The 20,378-nt window shown below is 44.5% G+C and carries 1 protein-coding gene (cut by a window edge); it reads right to left on the reverse strand.

The features are described 5' to 3' along the window. A protein-coding gene (locus tag ABJD64_RS07075) for a LamG-like jellyroll fold domain-containing protein (protein WP_348179971.1) crosses the window boundary here: on the reverse strand, window positions 1-20,177 show its 5' portion. It extends 18,310 nt beyond the left edge of the window; 20,177 of the gene's 38,487 nt are visible here — the first part of the coding sequence; the start codon lies at window positions 20,175-20,177; its stop codon lies off the left edge, out of view. Window positions 20,178-20,378 lie beyond the last annotated feature (201 nt).

Consider the following 20,378-nt stretch of genomic DNA (forward strand, 5'->3'; position numbering starts at 1 on the left):
CTTCCCTTTTCTAAAATAATCTGGTTGGCTGTTACGCTTGTCTGCATCCAGAATTCAATAGTAAAGGCTCCTGCAGGTTCTAACAAAACATTGTCTGCTATTGACACATAATCATCCGTTCCATCAAAATCTAAGGCCATATCCAATCCGTGACCAATTGTAACTGTATTACCATGATCCAAATCAACGCCCTGGAAGGAAACCACATCGGTACCAGCATTATAGCTTGTCGCACCGTAAACAGTAGCATCGGACCAGTCCCCGTCACCATTAGGATCGACTAACAACACGAAATCATCTGCCGTAGTACCGTAACCATCGCTTTCCTGCATTTCTATGTCAATGTCAAGATCAGTCACAAAATCAGTTGGTGTGTTGTTGACTTTTTCGCTTATTAACCAGGTTCTGTCTAACCTTTCGGTGATACCATCCGGCAAGGTGCCATCCGTTGTAGCTGTAGCCACTCCGCCATCATGTCCCCATGCGAGGAACGTAAGATCACTCCCCCCTGTCAACACTAATGTCAAGTTAGAATTGTTATTTGCAGCAATGGACTCTACACCTACTGCAAAGAGGCGGTCATCATTCAGGTTATAGTTTTGCTTGACATGCAGACTTGAATTATCATCTCGCCCAACTGCTGCGATGCCATTGTCATAGCCTCCTCCTGAGGTCCAAATATCTGTACCGTCTGAAGCTACCACATTAGCGGTATATCCAGAACCATATTTGGCTGCCAAGTATCCTTCTACTCTTGCTCTTTCGCCGGGTGTCAATACTCGGTTGTAAAGTACAAATTCAGCAATGGTTCCAGTAAATAATGGAGTGCTGTTAAATGCACCTAATTGTGTAACCGTTGCATCTGTGTAAGCACCGTTTGCACTATTTGTTCCCTCACTATTACCATTTACGTAGATTTCAGCCGATAGAGCGGCGTCTGATTCGCTTGTCACAACCAGCACCTGATCACTGAATCCAGTACCTGTTGTTACTTGATCTGTATTATCATGCGTCGAACTAATTTGGCCGGTTGCAGAAATCTTCAATTCATGACCAGCGGCCGCATCCGAGCTTAAGATTTGACCAACCGATCCACCGGTGTGTTGCATGACCAGAATTTTGGTATATGCACCTCCTCCTAAGATTCCGCTATTCGAGGAGTTCATGAAGTGATTAGTACCATCAAAGGTAACTGCCTCTTGGTACCCTAAAGTGCCAACAGCGGGTCGATTGATTGCTACGCCTTGAGAAAAGTGCTCCGAGTTGCCACTAAAGTCATTCCAGTTACCAACTATTGCATCTTCCCCTCTTTGCCAGGTCACCAAACCATTGGTGACATCGCCAGGTCCAATAATACCCGTTCCGAATACATCAAATTGATAAGTGCCTTCATCTATATCATCTGTAGTGAATGTTATGGTCTCTTGTCTGTTCCCTTTGCTATTCGCGATAAAGTCGATAGTAAACGTTGTACTGTTGCCAGGAGTAAGCATGATTGAACCAAAGTCAGCACTTACGGTAAAGTATGTACCGTCATTGGTGACAGCCAGACTACTAAGATTCAGGTTAGCTCCACCTGTGTTGGTAACCGTAAATATTCTTGACAAGGCTGGATCGTTGGCCCCTTTTCCTCCAAACTGAACCGTATTAGTAGCATCACTATACACTTCACCAGTCATATTCACTGAAATATCCGGTGACAACGCACCTGAATATACCCAGTTGGAATGGCTTCTGAATCCGGTAGATGCATTGTTGGTGAGCCCCATATCAAAATTGTTTGCAGTACCATTATTAACACCCAATTTATCGGCTACATCATTTCTTGTGCCTACAGCTGAATTATCCGCTCGACCTGTAACCGTAGTGTTATCAAATTGATAGTAAGCCTGGAGTCCTGATTCCTGCCCAGTCAAAGATTTTGTTCGGTTATCGCTTATTTCGGTTGACGTTCTAACATCATTCCAAATACGGACTTCATCAATGCTCCCTTCAAACAAATCACCTGTTAATGAGCCATCTAAATAACTACCTCCAATTCTGTTGAAAGAGCTAATGGCATCATACGTGACATTGAAATTACCATCACCATTTCCATCGACAAATAGTTCAATGTCGCCCGTAGCCTGATCGTGTGTAACAGCAATGTGGTGCCAGTTACCGTCATTGACGGCAATCGTTCCATCAAATGTGTTCCAGGAACCATCGTAATGGGTATATCTAACCACGCCCCCATGAATACCAAAGGCATTTCTCACGTTATTGTCTGTGTCACCAATAACTGCAAGCGCAGGATTTCCTGCATAGTTATTTGCCGAACTGGTAGAAGTAGTCTGAATCCAAGCTTCATAAGTCAAGCCACTGGCCAGGGTTGTTCTAGCTAGTGCTACATAGTCATCTCCCCCATCAAAATCCAGTGCTAAATCAGGGACTGGATTTGCGGCCAAACCAAAGACAAAGGTTTGGTCTGTTGGTTGGTTGACCGTAGAGTTGTTGTTTATTGTTACGTTGGTAATATCATCTCCTCCGTTGGCTAAGTACGTAGCTGTGAATGTCGCATCGCTACCGATAGAGGTATTCAAATCACTAATGGTATAGTCTGCATCACTACCAGTAATACTGGTCACATCAAAAGGTGTCACTCCATCATTCGAAATGGTGAATGTTTGTACTACGCTACGTGTTTCTGATACATTCGTAAAATCCGTACCGTCCGCAGCAAGTGCTCCGTCTGCATTGTCGATAGGTTGAGCCCCACCATTTGCATGCACTGCTATATCACTACTTGCGGCTGCCTGTGCCACAGAACCTACCCAGTTAGATGAAGAAACTAGTGCTGTACCAAAATCAAAGCCGCTGGTCACGCCATCTCCTTCAATATCCAAATCACCGTTTAGTCCATTGCTTGTTAGATCTACCAGTGTGGTTATCGCTGTATTCACTGCGCCGGCTTGTCCATTATTAAAATCATACGAAGCGATCAGGCCAGACTCATTGGACAAGGTAGAGCCCGCTGCACTTTGAATTTCAGTTATGCTTCGGGCATAGTCCCAAACGCGCACTTCGTCTATTTGACCATCGAAGTAATTATCATACGATCCGAGCGTACTGCCCTCTTCAACTCCAATTTTAAAATCTTCGACACCACTTCCGTCGTAGTCCACTCCTCCTGAACTTACAGTTTCCGTATGGATCAAGTTGCCATTGACATACAAGCGTACATCAGTATCATCAAAAGTAGAAGCCACATGATACCAGGTTGAAGTGCTAAAAGGGAATTCGGCAGCCATCTGCTGTACAGATCCATTTGTTGCAATGTGATTTCCCTCTAATCTCATCGTACTACCAATATCAGCTGCGATAAGCAACATATATCCACTTCGATCGCCCTGACCCGATCCCTTTTGAATGATCATGTTTTGACTTGATGCAGCCGGTAAAGTATTAATATAAATCCAGGCCTCTAGCGTAAACTGTTGGACGTTCAATGCCGGATCGCTCGCTACTATCACTTTATCATCAACACCGTCAAAATCCAATGAATTTTCGACTACCTCAGCCGTAACATTGAAATCGTAGGTACCTTCATTCAAATCATCACTCAATATTCTGATGGCGCCGGCTTTAGTACCCAAAGTCGTTGGCCCTGCGACCACATCAAAGGTCATGTTACCCATGGGTGCAATGACCGCTGGTAAAGTCTCGGTAGCATTGGCAATGGTATATTCACCAGATTGAACAGCAATCGAGGTCACGGCCAAATTAGCCAATCCATCATTTTGGATGGTATAAGTTCTGCTCGCATTGCCATGTTGACCTATGAATCCAAAGTCTGTATTATTGGTAGGTGATGGAGAGTCACTACCATCAAACGCAATGCCGTTACTTGAACCATCCTGAACCGTGATTTCCGGACCGGATGATACGCTGACAGTAGAAGCAATCCAGTTAGATAGATTGACATCAGCCGTTCCGAAATCAAATCCTGTGCCTTGATTGTCATTTTCAGAATCCAGGTTACCGTCATGGCCATTACCGGTAATATCAGCAAGTACTTCATAGGAAGCGTTTCCTGTATTGTTGGCATTTGCAATACCGTTATTGAAGCTATAAGAAGCCACCAAACCTGTGCCGCTGGCCATTCCAAATGTTGATAGGTTAGATGAAATGGTAGGCTCATCTCTCGCGACATTCCAGATTCTTACTTCGTCCAATACCCCATCAGTAAAGTTGTAACCAGCCGCAGTTTCGTCCTGTCCAGCTCCAATCTTCAAATCAGTAGCTGTACCGGTATGATCTATTCCGCCAGCACCAACAGTTCTTCGTGCCACTTCGGCTCCATTCAAGTAGAGTATCTGCTCTGTACCATCGAATGTACCTGCTACATGGTACCAAGTACCGGCAGAAAGTGCCACGTCATAAGTAAGAGTCTCTGAGCCATCTGCTCCATTGATATGTATCAAGAAGAGTCGATCTACGCCCGGCCCACTGCCCAATTGGTTGTATGCCAGGGCATATCCGTTCACGGTAGCTTCGATATTTCCTTTTTGAATTAGAATATGCGTATCTCCATCAGAAGCTGGAATGGTGGACGGATTGTACCATGCCTCTAATGTATACGCGCCTACTTCTAATGTAGCGTTTGTTGGAACTACTACAATATCATCCGATCCGTCGAAATCTAATGCATTGTTATCTACCCCAATTCCAGTTAAGTTGAATTGATAGTCTGCCAACTCAGTAGACTGAATAGTTACTGTCTGCGTACCGGGGTCCGTCGTACTTGATGGATCAAATCCAATACTAAATGTTGTTTGTTCTCCGGATTTCAATGTAGTCACACTTGGTTGTGTAATACTGAAATCACCAGCAAGTCCGGTTATAGTTATTCCTGTCAAATCTGCCAGTCCAAAGTTTTCCAAGTCAAACACGTGAGTTACTAAACCATCATTGACTCCCACCCCACCAAATGCGGTATTGTCTGAAGGATCTGGCGTATTTGACAAGTCTCCCGGGATGGTGATGTTATCTACTACAACTGCCAACACAGGCACACCACTACCAAAGGCATTAGAAACTACCCAGTTAGATTGATCTGGAGTGGAATTGTCCAAATCAAAGCTGTTCATCGTGCCATGATACGCTGGGCTACTCACATCGGTCAAGCTGTTAAAGCCACCATTGGCAGTACCGGATGGCGCACCTTGATCAAATGGATAGTAAGCCACTAGTCCTGGTTCGGAGGTATCCATATGCTTAATGGCATTTTGTCGGATCTCATCGTCCGCCTTTTTAATGCTCCACAACCTTACTTCATCGATGGCTCCGTCGAACAATCCTGTGGCTAAACCTGTAGCCCCTTGCCCACCTATCTTCAATACAATTGCATTGGAAGCAAAAGCAGTGTTGTCTGTTCCTTCCGGAGCACCATTTACATAGAGGGTAACATTTCCTCCATCATTAACAACGGCCACATGGTACCATGTACCTGGAACCATTGTTGTGATAGATGTAATTTGATCACCTCCATTGTACCAAATGATTTTACCCGCATTGGTAGTCAACAACGGCTGATTCCCTCCACTATGTTTTGATATAATGGCTCCATATGAAGCAGGTACCGTTCCTGGTCTAATCCATGCTTCCCATGTAAAATCCTGTGCGTCATAGAAATCGAATACATTTCCAATCTCAACGAAATTGTCACCTGCGTCGAAATCCAGCGCATTGTTCGATGGGTTGGCCTGCAAGTTCATGAATGGAGTACCATTCACATCCGCATCGGACGATACGTTGACCATAGCTGTGTTTGGTGGTGTTGTAGTCGTATCTGGTGTATAAGTAATTGTGAAAGGCGTAGATGCTCCTGGTGCAATTGCTCCCGGGGTAAAGCTGCTCATATTGAACACGCCATCGTTACCAGACATTACGCTTGTTACACTTACACTTTTCAATCCAGTGTTTACAATATTATAAGTCACATCCTGAGTACTATTGATACCTAATGATCCGAAATCAGTAGAGTTGCCCACTGCGGGTGAGTTTGACCCGTCTCCTGCTATGCCGTTACTACTGCCATCCTCTAATGCAATAGAAGATTGTGATGCATTCAATGGATCGGAGACATTGAAAGTAGGATCGTTATATTCAATCGCCCAAGCCACGTCCGCCACTGGCGCACCAGAGAATGGTGTACCCACAGTGATCGTATTTGTAGTATTGGCTGATACAGTTTGTGATTCTACACCAATGCCAATCTCATTGATGATATGCAGTGTTCGCCCTACCAACTCTCCTCCAGTAAATGGAGAGGTGGCTAAATTAATAACGGTTGTAGTAGAACCGGCCGCTGTTTGACCTGATTCCCCGAATACCGTACCGTGATACGCATTCGAGGTTTGGTCATTTAAAGTGGTTCCTGTGGTTTCATCAAAGTTGTAGTAAGCCACCAGGTTAGTCACCACCGCTGGTAGTTGTTCTAATCCGTCGGCTATGATTTCGGTCTGGCTTCTTCGTACATTCCAGATTTTCAAATCGTCAATTTGTCCACCAAAATAATCTCGGATTTGGTTGCCTCCTGAATCGGCAGAATAGCCCGCACCAATGAAAGCTCTTGTACGGTTATAAGTACCCGCATTAGTTGTGACTCCAATTGAGCTGGCCACTTCCTGACCATTGACATATAGTCGATAATCATTATTCTCTTTAGAGATGGCCACATGGTACCACTCTCCAGATATAGTCAATGGATTGGGTGACACAACTGAAAGTGCCTCTCCAGCAGCATTGTTTCTTTTAAAGAATTGTAGATTCCCTGTCGCATCAATCATCAGACTCAAATGAGGTTCGGCACTTGTGAGTCCATTCGTGAAACTTACAATGGTTTGTGGATTGCCTGTTATAGCAGTCAATTGTATCCAGGCTTCAATGGTGTAGTTGTCTCCATTGTCACTCAAGGCATGTCCGCCAGTGATTGCTGACACGTCCACAAAATCATTGGTACCATCAAACGTCAGTGCGTTTTGTGTACCTGTACCGGTACCCGTTATAGCGAATTGATAAGGCGCTTCGTCAGGATCATTACTTGTAATAGTTACGGTTGCATTTTTAACACCAGGCGAAGATGGGTCAAAGGTAATATCAAAGGTCTCTAATCCGCCGCTAGCCAATGTTTGGCCAGGTTGTGCAGTAATAGAGAAGTCCGTAGAACCTACAGAAACTGCCGAAGCACTTAGTAGATCCAAGGTCTGACCACCTAGGTTTCTGATATTGAATGTTCTAACAACTGTACCTCCGTCGTAGGCTATTGACCCAAAGTCGGTATTGTCTGCTTCGTCTGTCGCGTCGTTGTCGCCATTTTCAATTTCAAGTTGTGCAACAGATTCTTCTATATATATATCGCTCTCGAATACTGTAGAAGTAATCCAGTTAGAAGCATTGACATCGGCTGTACCAAAGTCAAATCCAGTAGCTGCATCGTCATTTTCTATGTCCAGATTACCTGGGTAAGTACCTGTGAGATCAATGGCCGTTTCTGTCCCTACATTGCTAGCACCTATAGTTCCTTCGTCGAGTCTAAAAGCGGCGGTCAAATCACTTTCTCCGCCACCCAGCTCGTTCATCATGGAAAATTCAATCTCCGGCTCAGTCAGCGCTACCTGCCATATCCTTACCCCATCGATGGTACCAGCAAATGGCATATCTCCACCTACACGATTACCTATGGTCACATCTCTGGTATTCGCTGCCAGAGTTAGTGCAGTAGTTACATTTTGATTATCCAAATCGCCATTGATATACAACGAGTGTGTATTTCCTTCTCTCACCGCAGCGATATGATACCAGGTATCTACAGCAAGAGTGGCCACCGAGTTAACTTCTACTCGAGAGCTAAACTTGACTTGTCCACCTGCCATAATATGAACATTCAATGGCTGTGTTTCACCGCTGGCATCCTTAGAAAAAATCGCGCGTGAAACCGATACATCTGTCGGTTTGATCCATGCTTCCCATGTGAAATCATCCAATGCATATGAGATACCATTACCCAGGTTCACATTGTCGTCGGCACCATCGAAATGCAGCGCCGCATCAATCTGAGAGGTTCCCGCGATGTCAAAACTGAATGGGCTGCTCGGATCATCTGAATCTATTGACACCTGATCGGTGTGATTATTATTGTCTGTTGGATTATAGTCAATCGTGATCGTACGCGTTTCACCCGGTGATAATGTACCACCGGATGCCTGATCATCCGAGATAGCAAATTCGGTCCCATTCGTTAATGAGATCGTATTGACATTCAAATCATTCAACCCTGTGTTGGTCAATTCAAACACTTTGGTACCCTGATTGCCTTGCGACACACGACCAAAGAATGTACTGTTGAGTGCAGATAAGCTGGTACTACCGGCTGTAATGTCGCCCGTTCCTTGTCCGTTCATTGCCACTTTTTGCAAACCTGTAGTTTGTAGTGCCGTAGAGGTCACCCAGTTACCTGTGGTTCCTGTAAGAGCAAAACTCGGATCCAGTATACCATCCGTCGTATTAGGTGTAATATCCTCCAATCGATCTTCTCCAGCGTTCGGATTTCCAGGATTACCTGTATTGAAATCGTACGCTGCTACCAAATTAGCATGGGAGAAAACAGTGGTTGTGGCATTTTGTCTTAACTCCTGAGGACTTCTGGCTATGTTCCAGATTCTGACCTCGTCGATATCGCCATTCCATGGAGTGCCAGTAGCTCCTGAATCTCCAATTCTAAAGACAGAATAATCTATATTAAAAGCAAACGTGTTGTCTGAACCTTGCAATATTCCATCAACGTACAAGGACAAGTCTGTGCCATCATATACTGCCGCCACATGATGCCAGGTGGCCGGGCTTGCGCCGTTACTCACCAAGAACCCAGAACTGGTGGGGCCTGGGTGACCATTAGAATTTACAACAAATACATCGCTGGCATTTGCTTTTAGAGTCACATCAGTATCACTACCAGTTGTTCCAATATATAGAATGGTTTGATTACCTACATTTTCGGTTCTTACCCAAGCTTCCAGCGTGAAATTGGTAGTAGCTGGTGCCATGCCAGCCGATACTAAACTAGGAAAATCAACATAGTCATCTGATCCATCAAAATTCAACGCATTGTCGATAATATTTACTGTGAAAGAGTAAGTACCTGCATCGGTAGCCTCGCCGTCCGTCACATTGGCAAAGTCGAATGACCCTGAGTTTCCTGCCGGCTGGTCAATTTCCAATTTCAGGCGATTCAAATCCAAATCTGCTCGATTCACCGTCAGTGGTAGTGGATAGCTGCCACTACCCAAATCCTCCGAGTTGTCTCCTTCACGTATGCCATCATCATTGGCATCAAAGAACAGGGCACCTATATTAGAAATCGTATTCAGACTGGTGATGTCTACTGCAGTGATTTGATCGATCTGATCTGTGTCTGTACCAAACAAATCAGCCGGCAACTCTCTGATCACTCCTGTACCCGAATATCTTGTTTGACTTAGCCCACTTGGGGCAGTGTTCGCAGTGAATGGATTCACGGAAGTGTACAAAGTAGAAGCCTGGAAGTTCCATCTTGCCGGGTCGTTGGCAGCACTCAAAATACCAGAAAGTGTTCCTGAATGATGTGTATTTCCATTGTCGTAAACCCCATTGTCTTGCAGCGCATCTGATCCTGGAAATAAGGCAATTGCATTGACACGGTTGGTCAGGGTATTTGGCAATTCGGATTGCTGATCGCTACCATCAGCATTCAAGGACCATTCGGTTCCCCCTTCATCCTGATTCGTAATGTCATGGTTGATTGCAGATAAGAAGTTCGTTACTGCGACATCGCCAACAGCCAAGCTGGTCACCGTACCCTGGAAGGCCAAGATTTGGTCACCACTTGAATTCAAATCGAATGACCCATAAGGCATGGTCAAATTACCAGCTGGGGTAGATGTATTTTCCTGATAGGCCGTCAGATTGAATCTGTTCAGTCTGATCTGGGTTCTTGCGGTCAGTGCCGTGGTGGCTACAAATCTCAAATATCCTTCACCAGCTGTACTTGGTTGCGATAGCCCATTGTCCCAACCTTTATCAGTAAACCAGATTTCAGTACCAACTCCAATGTCTTGCAACAGTACAAAGCCAAATTCATCTTCTCCTCCGAAAGTATTCAGCATGGTAAAGGCTATATCTCCTTCTCCTAACGCCGTAGGATTAGCACCCGTGCCCTGAATCGTAAATGTGTAAGGATTATTGTCTGAATTGTTATCAATAGAGATGTTTGCTGTTTTCAAGCCCAGACTAGTTGGCTGGAATTCTATCGTAAATGTCGTATTACCTCCTGCGGAGACTGGTGTACTGGTGATGTCATTTACACTGAATAAGCCCTGATCGGCTCCAGAAATGGCAATCCTAGGTCCGCCAGTCAAATTCAGAACATCATCACCCAAGTTGTTAATAGTAAAGGTAATAGCTCCACTCGAGCCAGCCGGACTGGCTACATAACCAAAGTCATACGTACCTCCGTCAGCTACCAAGTCTATGGACATGGCCGGACCAGAGAATTCAAAGGCACCCATATCCACAATACCAATCGAACGAGTATTGCCGGCTAAATCAAATGGAATATCTTCTGCGGTATCTGCATCTCCATCCAGGTCATAAGTATCAGCTGCTACAGCAGATGGGTCTCCGACGCTGACAGCTGGTGATAAACTACTCAACGTGTAATCACCATTTGCACGATCTTTAAACAATGGATCTGTATTTACATTGGCAGTTCCGGCATGTCCACCCTCAATAAGTGAATAGTTGATCGTGAAAGTCCCGGAAACATTAGTTCCAGTTCCGCCGACAATATTTCCCCATACAATTGAGTTATTGACATTACTTGTATTGAAAGTACCTACATGGATACCGCCACCATTTCCACTGGCATAATTGTCCGCTACCGTTGTATTAATGATACTTATGTTATTGGCATTATTGATACCAATCCCCGAGAAATTTCCTGCAGAAACATCATTCGAATAGAATAAACTATTGATGATATTTAGATCTCCGTTGAGATTGTTTATGAATGCGCCGGATCCAAGGTTGGTTGACGTATTTTCATAAAAAGAGGTGTTGATGATGTTTGTATTAATCGTTGGGGAAGAGCCATTGGTATGTAAGGTCCCTCCTACACCTGCATTCTGGTATAATGATGAATTGATCAAAGCAATATTGATAGTCCCTGCATCAGCATCGTCAGCACTAATAGCTTGTCCATTAGTGCCAGCGTAATTCCATCTAAATTCACAATTTCTAACCGTTACATCTGTCGTTTGTGCGGCGGTAACATCAAGGTATAAACCGCCACCTTTTTGATCTGCTCCTGCATCTGCTACTGCATATTGCACAGTAAACCCGTCAATAGTCACTGTTCCATCTTGAACATATAGCACGTGATAAGCATTTTCCGTCCTTGTGCCATTCCAGGTAAACGACATCGGATTAGTAGACGTATTAACCGTAGGAGGCGTATCATCACCGCCCAGGTCACCACTCAATATTGTTCGGTTGGTTGCAAAATCACGAGCGTCAAGAACTGCTTGTGTAATCGGAGATTCATTGCCAACGAATCCACCATAGATCATTACCCCATCAGGTATCTGAAAGGCCTCTTCTCTAGCACTTACTCCTCCACCATCAATATCTACTTGAGTCGTCGGTGTGTAGTTACCAGCAGCAACATAGATAATATCTCCTGATGCGGCGGCAGATAGTGCACTTTGTAAAGAAGTATAGGCATCCGCCCAGCTGGTACCTCCTCCTCCTGATGCACCATCTACATAGTATTCTGAACCGGATACCAATTTCGGTACTGCAGATGTTGCAAAATTTGATCCGGCACTATTAAGCGTAAATCCGGCTAATGTACCATTATTTGTCCCTGTTTCATCGTAGAGCGTGGTGATTCCTGTATTGCTCCCGTCTGCCACTCCTTGGTTGAACTTATAATAAGACACCAAACCAGTTGCGGCTGGATCAATACCGTTCTCCGCATCGTCTGAGATGGTTGTTACCTTCGTGTTGTCCCAAATGGCAACTTCATCTATTAAGCCCTGAAAGTTTTGTCCTGTTTCATTGTTGTCCCCAATTTGCAATCCTTGATTGGCAGAAGCAAATGTTCCTCCGTTTAAGAAGTTCATTGTAAATGCTGCTCCTTCAGCTACTCCATCTACATACAGCTGTGAACCATTGGTCACTCCCCTGTCAAATACAAGCGCGACATGATGCCAGGTGTTATCAGCGACGGTAACGCCAGAACCATGAGCTATACCGCCAAATGCCACTAGTTGATCATTTAAAACGTATATGCCATACGCACTCGGAAAAGTCACAATTGCATTGTATAGTCCGGCATCCAAGCCAGCAGGTAATTTAATCCAGGCTTCGATGGTTCCTGCTTGCAGCCAAAAGCCGTTGCCTGCACCGTCTCCAATATTTATTTCATCACCTGTGTTGTCAAAATCCAGCGCATTTTCCGGGGCTGTAAATTCAATAGTAAATTGCGTAGCAGCTGTATTGCTGTTTCCTGTTAAGTCGGTAGCTACAGCAGCGGCGATATCTACCGTGACTGTACCACCCAAATGAGGAGTGATGTCTGCCCTGAATAACATATCGTCTCCCGAATTAACAAAGTTGGAGGACGTACCGTTACCTACCGTTATATCAGAAAGATCAAAATTGGTAACGATCTCATCAAATTGAATATCTACAGTAAAAGTCAGATTCGTCGTTGGGTCCGGTTCTGCGCTGGTGATCGCCACAGTTGGTTGTGTGCTGTCTAAAGCGGATGGGCCTGCTACACCATGAGTAGGATTCACCCAATCATTGGCGTTGTCCATGGCTGTTAATGTACCGGTATTACCGTTTCCTGAAATATCCATTAATGATGAGTTGCCTGGCCCATCGTTGAAGTTGTAATAGGCAACCAAACCAGGTTCGGCACCATTGAGTTCTTGATCTTTAAAGGCATTCAATTGGGTTTCTGTTCTCACCGAATTCCAAACTCTTAATTCATCCATCTGTCCGTCAAAATCGAATGAGTTGCTTGAGTTAAATGTGCCAATTTCAAAACTTGAGCTCGTATTTTCCATTGCAGTATAACTGCCCGAAGGAGCAGGCACTACATTGGTTTCTTCTGTTCCATTGACAAAGAATTTAATCCCACTTCCTGTAGCTTGACCATCGTAAGTGCACGCCAAATGATACCATTGACCGGTATTCAATGTAAGACCTGAAGTTTCTCCAAATATAAATCCGCCAGTAGATTCATCAGCGAGTGCGACACTTAACTGACCTGCTCCGGTAAGTACAAACTGATATTCATCTAAGCCACCGACTCTCTTCGATACAATCGCTCTGCTAGCGGTATTGTTCAAATATACCCATGCTTCTATGGTAAACGGTGCATCTGTAAGGCCATCACCAAAACTCAAATTATCACTATCTGATACGGAAACATAGCTTGTGCTTCCATCGAACTGTAGTGCATAGCTTGCAACACCCGTGGTAGAAACATTAACCAGTGTGGGTGAAGCTTCCAGGTTTCCGGCATCGTCCTCCGCTACTACATACACATCGTAGTTGGTACCTGGCAGTAGACCAGTGATGCCTTGAGTCTCGTTAGTCAAAGCCGCCGCTACTGTAAAGTTTCCTGATGACAATTCGTTGGCCACGCCACCTGCTTTTACAGCCGCTGCGGTAGGCGCAGGTTCAGTATCGTTGAGTACTGTATAATAGATGCGGCCCGTTTCATTCAACTGCACCACCAGGTCGAAGCTATTATCTCCGATGTTTTGGGTTTGAGGGTAACTAGTTACTATATATGGGGCGATTGCATCATTGTCAAATGCTACTGGAGCCGTATTGTCCCATGCAGGCGTATTGACAAATGTACCGTCGTAAGAAGTAGGTGTCTGTTGATCTACTAAAGTCGTTCCACTTCCCGCATTGAAGTTATACGAGGCGATCAAACTAGTACCGCTAGTCAATGATGCATTGGCATCATCTATGATTTCCTGTTGCGTTCGAGCTGCAGTCCAAATGCGCACTTCGTCAATCTTACCGTTCATAAACTCGGAACCAAATTGACCACCAATGGTTACATTGTTTGTGTTTGAAGGAAAAGTACCGGACAGCGCATCTGAGGCTTCGAGTTGACCATTAATATAAATATTTCTTGTGGTACCGTCCCAAGTTCCTGCGACGTGTGTCCAGGTACCTATTGGAATACTTTGGATGCTATTTAGACTACTAAATCCACCACCATTATCTACCCAAAACGTCAACTTATCAGAATCAATTCGTAATAAGAACTGCATAGAGGTGTTGTAGTTTCCTACAACGGTATGGAATGTTTCATTGGTTTCGAGATTAATCCAGGCTTCTACAGTAAAGGCATTGGTTCCATTCAATATTGCACTGATACCATTTCCCAAATTCACATGATCACTGTTGGATGAGGTGAAATCAAGATAGTTGTCAGCCACATTATCATCCACCAAAGTGTAATAACCATCTGCAATGGCTGTAGCATCTCCGGTAAAACTCACCTGATCTCCATTGACGACACCACCTGGTGCGAATAAGGTGAATGCGCCTGAATTCGTCGCTCTATAAGCCAGGGCAAAATTGGCAGTTGGCATAGTCAATCCGGCATCACCAAAATCAAAGGTCATCGTAGCATTTCCTCCATTCGTACTTACATCAGTTACATCGATGTACCAGCTTCTGGCCCACCTATTATTGTAACCTGAAGGCAGATCAGTCTGAACCAAAGCATGCGCAGTGCCATCGTGTCCTGCGAACATATAATCCCCATCATCGGTCAGGAATCCCGCATCTGATAGCGAGGCTCCTCCCGTATTGGCTTTTGGATCGGAACCATCTGACTCTTGTCCGATACCAGCTACGTCGAAATCAAAATGTCCATTGCCGGCCTCATCACCAGCATATAAGTCACCAGCCGTTAGTGGGCGGTTATATTTTGAAGAAAGGTAGTTGGTCACTATGTTTCTTGAAGCTGTGTTTAATTCACTGTCAAAAACAATGACCTCCGCAATATCTCCGTGTTGGAAATGATTGGCTCCGCCTGGTTGGTAAGCACCTAAATTAATTTTAGATAATTCGGTGGCAGTATAGTCAGAACTGGTCAGGGTGTAAGTCACCTCTGTACCGTTCACTTCAAAGCTTGACTGCCCAGCTCCGTCATCCACACCAAAATAACTTCGGACAATAGCAAAACTTCCATCGGCCAGCGGACTGGAAACCAATGCAGCACCCGCTGAATTGATCTGACCGATATTTCCTGCTGGTATAGCCGTAGAATAACTTCCTATATGATAACCATTGTCAGGGTTTGAAAAGAGCAGACCGTTGGCGGTGGTGGTGTTTACTCGACCGACAATAAATACTTCAGCGTCCGTACCTGCTGAACTAGCCATGGCCGTATTTTCCATGAACTCTGTTTGGGTATTATCAAAGGTTATTCCTGGTCGACCATTGAGCAGACTACCTGCGAATGTGGGTCCTGTAGGTGGTGAAGCTGTCAGGTCATTTCCGTATCCTGATTGATCGGCCCAACCGGTCACAGGTGCACTTCCAGTCACACCTAAATTGGCGTCTAGCCAAAGTTTCAAGCTTGAAGCTCCATCCGTATCAGAAACTCCACCCGGACCAGTGGACCCAACGAATTGTGTTGGGTTATTGTAATCCAGTGTTACGGTTGTTGCGGTATAGTTTAATGTCCAATTCGCTGGAAGATTATCTGAACTAAAAGTACCGGCAACAGAACCTGCAGTTATGATTGTAATTTGATCGCCGCTTACTGGGGTATAGCCGATGGTCACGTTGAGTGTTCCTCCTAAGTTGGCAGTTCCAGTTACTGTGATTTGATCATAGCCCGTACAAGGCACGGTTCCGTCTACTTCAATATCGAGCGTACCCGCATTCGTAAAGTTGGAGGCAAAAGTGACACACCCCGGAGATGCACCTGGTGCTACCGTACCTCCTAATGGATTCGTGAAATCGTTGTTACACGTGAAGAAGCCAGTGATGGTCCCGTTGTTAACGAAGTTGCCAGCGGCATCTGTTAGTTCAGTGCCCGACGCAAAGAACACAGTTCCGTTATTTGTAAAGGTGGCGCCTCCTTGTAGATCTAAGGCATTATTACTCAAGTCGAGTGTGAGGGTCGCTCCGGCTAATATTTGAAAGCTATTTCCGTTGAGTACTAAATCTTCGTTGTCTGAAACATCTGAGTTGACCGACACTACAATATCTTCATTGACGTTGCTGGGCATTGGCACTACGCCTCCACACCAGTTAGTCGGATCATTCCAGTCGCTGTCTGTGCTCCCAATGAATTTGCCATTAGGCGCACATGAAGTGACAGTAGAGTTTACCCATGCTGCAGGAGGTGCACCCTGTAAAGTTCCGTGATTACTGCCAGCAATATCATATAATGATGTTCCCGATGGACTGTTGAAATCATAGGCAGCTACCAGTCCTGCTTCTGAGGAAATATTCGTCGTCATATTGCCAAGAATATCAGACGCCGAACGAGCTACGTTCCATAGTCGAAAATTATCAAGCTCTCCCTTTGCAAATGAGCCTGCTTGAAAATTGCCTCTTGCGCCAATTTGAGCAACTGTCGGGGCGATTCCATCTCCAAAGTCTCCATCGTTGGCATTCGAGCCAGTACTTGCATAGGAAGTTGAAACCTGGACTCCATCAACATATATTTCATAAGTAGTACCTGTGGCTACAACAGCATAATGGTGCCAAGAATTGATATAAGCTGAGGTATTTGCAGAAGTAAAAGCCGATGCGGTGAGCGTGGATGATGAGTTCCAGTGGGCAACTGTAATTACGGGATTTACTAACCCGCCTCCAAAGGTTCCATATCTTATTAAAAATTCACTTGTTCCACCAGTAGCACCCAAAGCAAATATTTCTTCTGAGACGCTGGTATAATCTTGAGAGGATCTATACCAAAACTCTATGGTCGCAGGGGCGTCAAAGTCTAGTTGAGCAAGGTGTGTGGTCAAATCTACGTAGTCGTCTGTACCATCAAAACTCAATGCATTCTCAGGAGCAGCATAGTTGATAGAAAATTGTGAAGCTGCAGTATTGCTATTTCCAGTCAAGTCTGTTGCCACCGCGGCATTTACATCGACAGTCACTGCTCCTCCCGTATGAGGTGTAATATCTGCCGTGAAGGTAATATTGTCAGCTGTATTTAAATTGCCTACTGAGCCGTTGCCAACCGTTATGTCAACAACATCAAAGTGGGCTACTTCTTCGTTGAAAGTGATGGTAACCGGAATCGGTGAAACAGCGGTCGTTCCTGACTCTGTGCTAGTGATCGTTACGTTAGGCACAGTTGTATCCAGGTTTGCGTCGTTCACAGTTGGAGCATCTGTGACCCAACCAGCACCGCCAGTATATGATCCGTTCACAGCTCCTGCCTGATTGAAGACTGTCGATCCTCCACCCTCTTGGTAATTGTAATAGGCTATTAGCCCTGGTTCTGTACCATCTAATTCATCGTCATAGAACGCTCCAATTTGTGAATCAGCTCTTGCTACACTCCAAAAACGGGATTCATCGATCTGTCCATCAATCGCCGATGCAGTGCTTGAATTAAACAGCCCAAACTGTAAAGAATGAAGCGTAGGTAAGTTCAAATTCGTAGCGAAAATTACCTCCTCCTGGAAAACGCCATTAAGGAATATTCTAGCCGCTCGAGTAGATCCTGTATAGCTTACAGCTAAGTGAGTCCATGTTCCCATGGGCAGAGTGGTACTGGTCAATATATCACTACCGCTAAGGTGATGAATTCTAATTTGGTTTGCATTGTCAGCATCATATCCTACGATCACTGTTTGATCCGCTACGTTTGCTCCCCACCAGGCGATCCATCTATGCCCTGTCTGTGCAGCATCAATTTTCACCCAGGTTTCGAAGGTATGATCAGCATTGCCAGAAACCAGTGGAATGCTAGACACATCTACATGATTTGTTCCATCAAAGTCCAATGCAAAGTTTGGATTGATAATCCCAATAGCGAAGTATTCTCCATCGGAAATATTGACATTATTAAAAGTTAATACATCACCTGCATAACTGGCCGCCGCTAAGTTGGCTGCGTCGGAAAAGGTTCCGTCAGAATCTACGAGTAATACAAAGTTGGCCGCAGTCATTGCCGCAGGATAACCTTCTCCCGACATGTCAAATTCCAAAGTCAATCCACCAACATCTCCCTTATTTTCTTCCGCAAACCAAACTTTCGATGTACGTCCGTCAACTACGCCGGTAGGTATATCAGCAATATTTCTTGCCAAAAAGGCCAAATCACCACCATTATCTCCTACAACAAAATAGACATCATCATTGGCAAAAGTGTTGGCATTAGCCGCATTGGCAGCAGCTATTCCACCTCTCCCTATGGCTAGATCTGCACTCCCATTTATGCTTTTTGACTGTTTTTGATTCAGTTGAGAAGCATCGTCTCTTCCAATACCAATAATGTCATTGGCGTAAGCAGTGTTGACAGAAGCATCCCAAACTACTGCTCCATCACTACTTACGTAATCCCCTTCATGGATTCCATTGCCATTTGGAGATTCTAGGGTTGTAATATTTCCGTCATTATCATTCGATAAGTTGATACCATATTTGATGGCCAAATAAGACTCTACTTTTTGTCGGTCTATTGCTGTCAAGGTTCCAGAGTACATGACCATCTCTGCGATGTTTCCGTCCCAAAACTCCGAACCACCTCCATTAGAAGAAATCGCTCCAATCACCATATTAGCTAATCCATCTCCATTCGAAACGACACCAGAGGCTTCGAACATTCCATTGACATGGCCTGTAAAATTTGATGCAGTAAATTCAGTACTTGAAATGTAGTATTCTGAAGTAGCCATGTTGAAATAGTCAACTACTCCAGTACCTGTGAAGTAGGTCATGTTTAGCGCTGCGCCTCTATTATCTATTCCTATACTTCTATGATAGGCACCGTTGTCATGACCGAATAATTTGTTAAAGTCAGTCCTATCGGCAATATCGCTATTGAATACAACAAACGTGGTCAGGTTGGGCGTACTAGTTGGTCCCATATTAAATGAAACCCCTACGTAATCATTAACACCATCAAAGGAAATAGCAGGATTATAATTTAGGGCATTATCTGTCCAAATCGGCTGATTGGCTCCTGTCAACTGTGTAGCATTAAGACCCGCTGATGTTTGATCATTCCATTGTTGAAAAGGACTCCCGTTCGTAACAGGTGTAGTACCAGCATCTGTATAGACCTCAGCATCAGCCTTTAGCCAATAGGCTATGTTGTTGCTTACTCCTCCAGGAGCTGGCACCGTGTGCGGAGCACCTCCAACGTAACCGATAGTTCCACTGGATGTACCATTCGTGGTTCCGCCAGCAGCTGCCAAATCAGTTAAATTTCCATCAAATGCATAGTAAATAATCAGGTTCGACTCTGAGCCAGCCATCACAACGTCTTTGTTATTAAGTATCTCAGTGGCGTCCCGTACGTCATCCCAAATTCTAAGTTCATCGATATACATATTGGCCTCACTACTGCCCCCATTTCTATCTCCGATCATCAGAGAACCGCCTGTACCGATATTTGCTTCTATCAGTGCTGTGCTGTTCGCAATTTCTACACCGTCAAGGTAGATGCGCGATTCGCTACTTGTGCCATTTGGTGAATAGGTAATGGCTAAATGATACCATTGATCTAGATTCAAGCCTTGATTGGGAGTCGCAACCTGTTGTACATCTGTATTGTCACCATTATCCAGATTGTAATAAATAGGCCCTCCATCATTAATGAGCACCAAATCCAGAGGATGTGGAGCGTTTCCTGTTGTCTCCGAGAATGGTGAATAATTGGATGGGAATGACGTTTTAAACTGTACCCAAGCCTCCATAGTGAATCCTGCTCCTGTGACATTCAAGTCATAGGGTATATCCACTCGGTTACCCGCAGCGCTTAGATCTAGTGCCTGTTGAGCAAGCACCTTGCGGACAGAGCAACAAAGAAGAAAATAAGTAAGTAAGAAAAGACGCAGTAGTTGACGGTGACTTATATGACCCATAGTCATTGATATGTTAGTGTTCCAAAAATCCAATTTCCAATCAGTAAAATACGAGAGTATTTTTTTTCCGGGTTCGAATTATTCAATGGTACTTTCCTTTTATTGCACTTCCCTAATTTGCAATAACACCATTTGAAAACCCGGCCTCATTAAACCTTAATTCAATATTTATTAATACTATTACTAGCTAAGTGTTAATTA

Origin of the sequence: Reichenbachiella sp. (assembly GCF_039944555.1) — a bacterium.
GTDB lineage: Bacteria > Bacteroidota > Bacteroidia > Cytophagales > Cyclobacteriaceae > Reichenbachiella.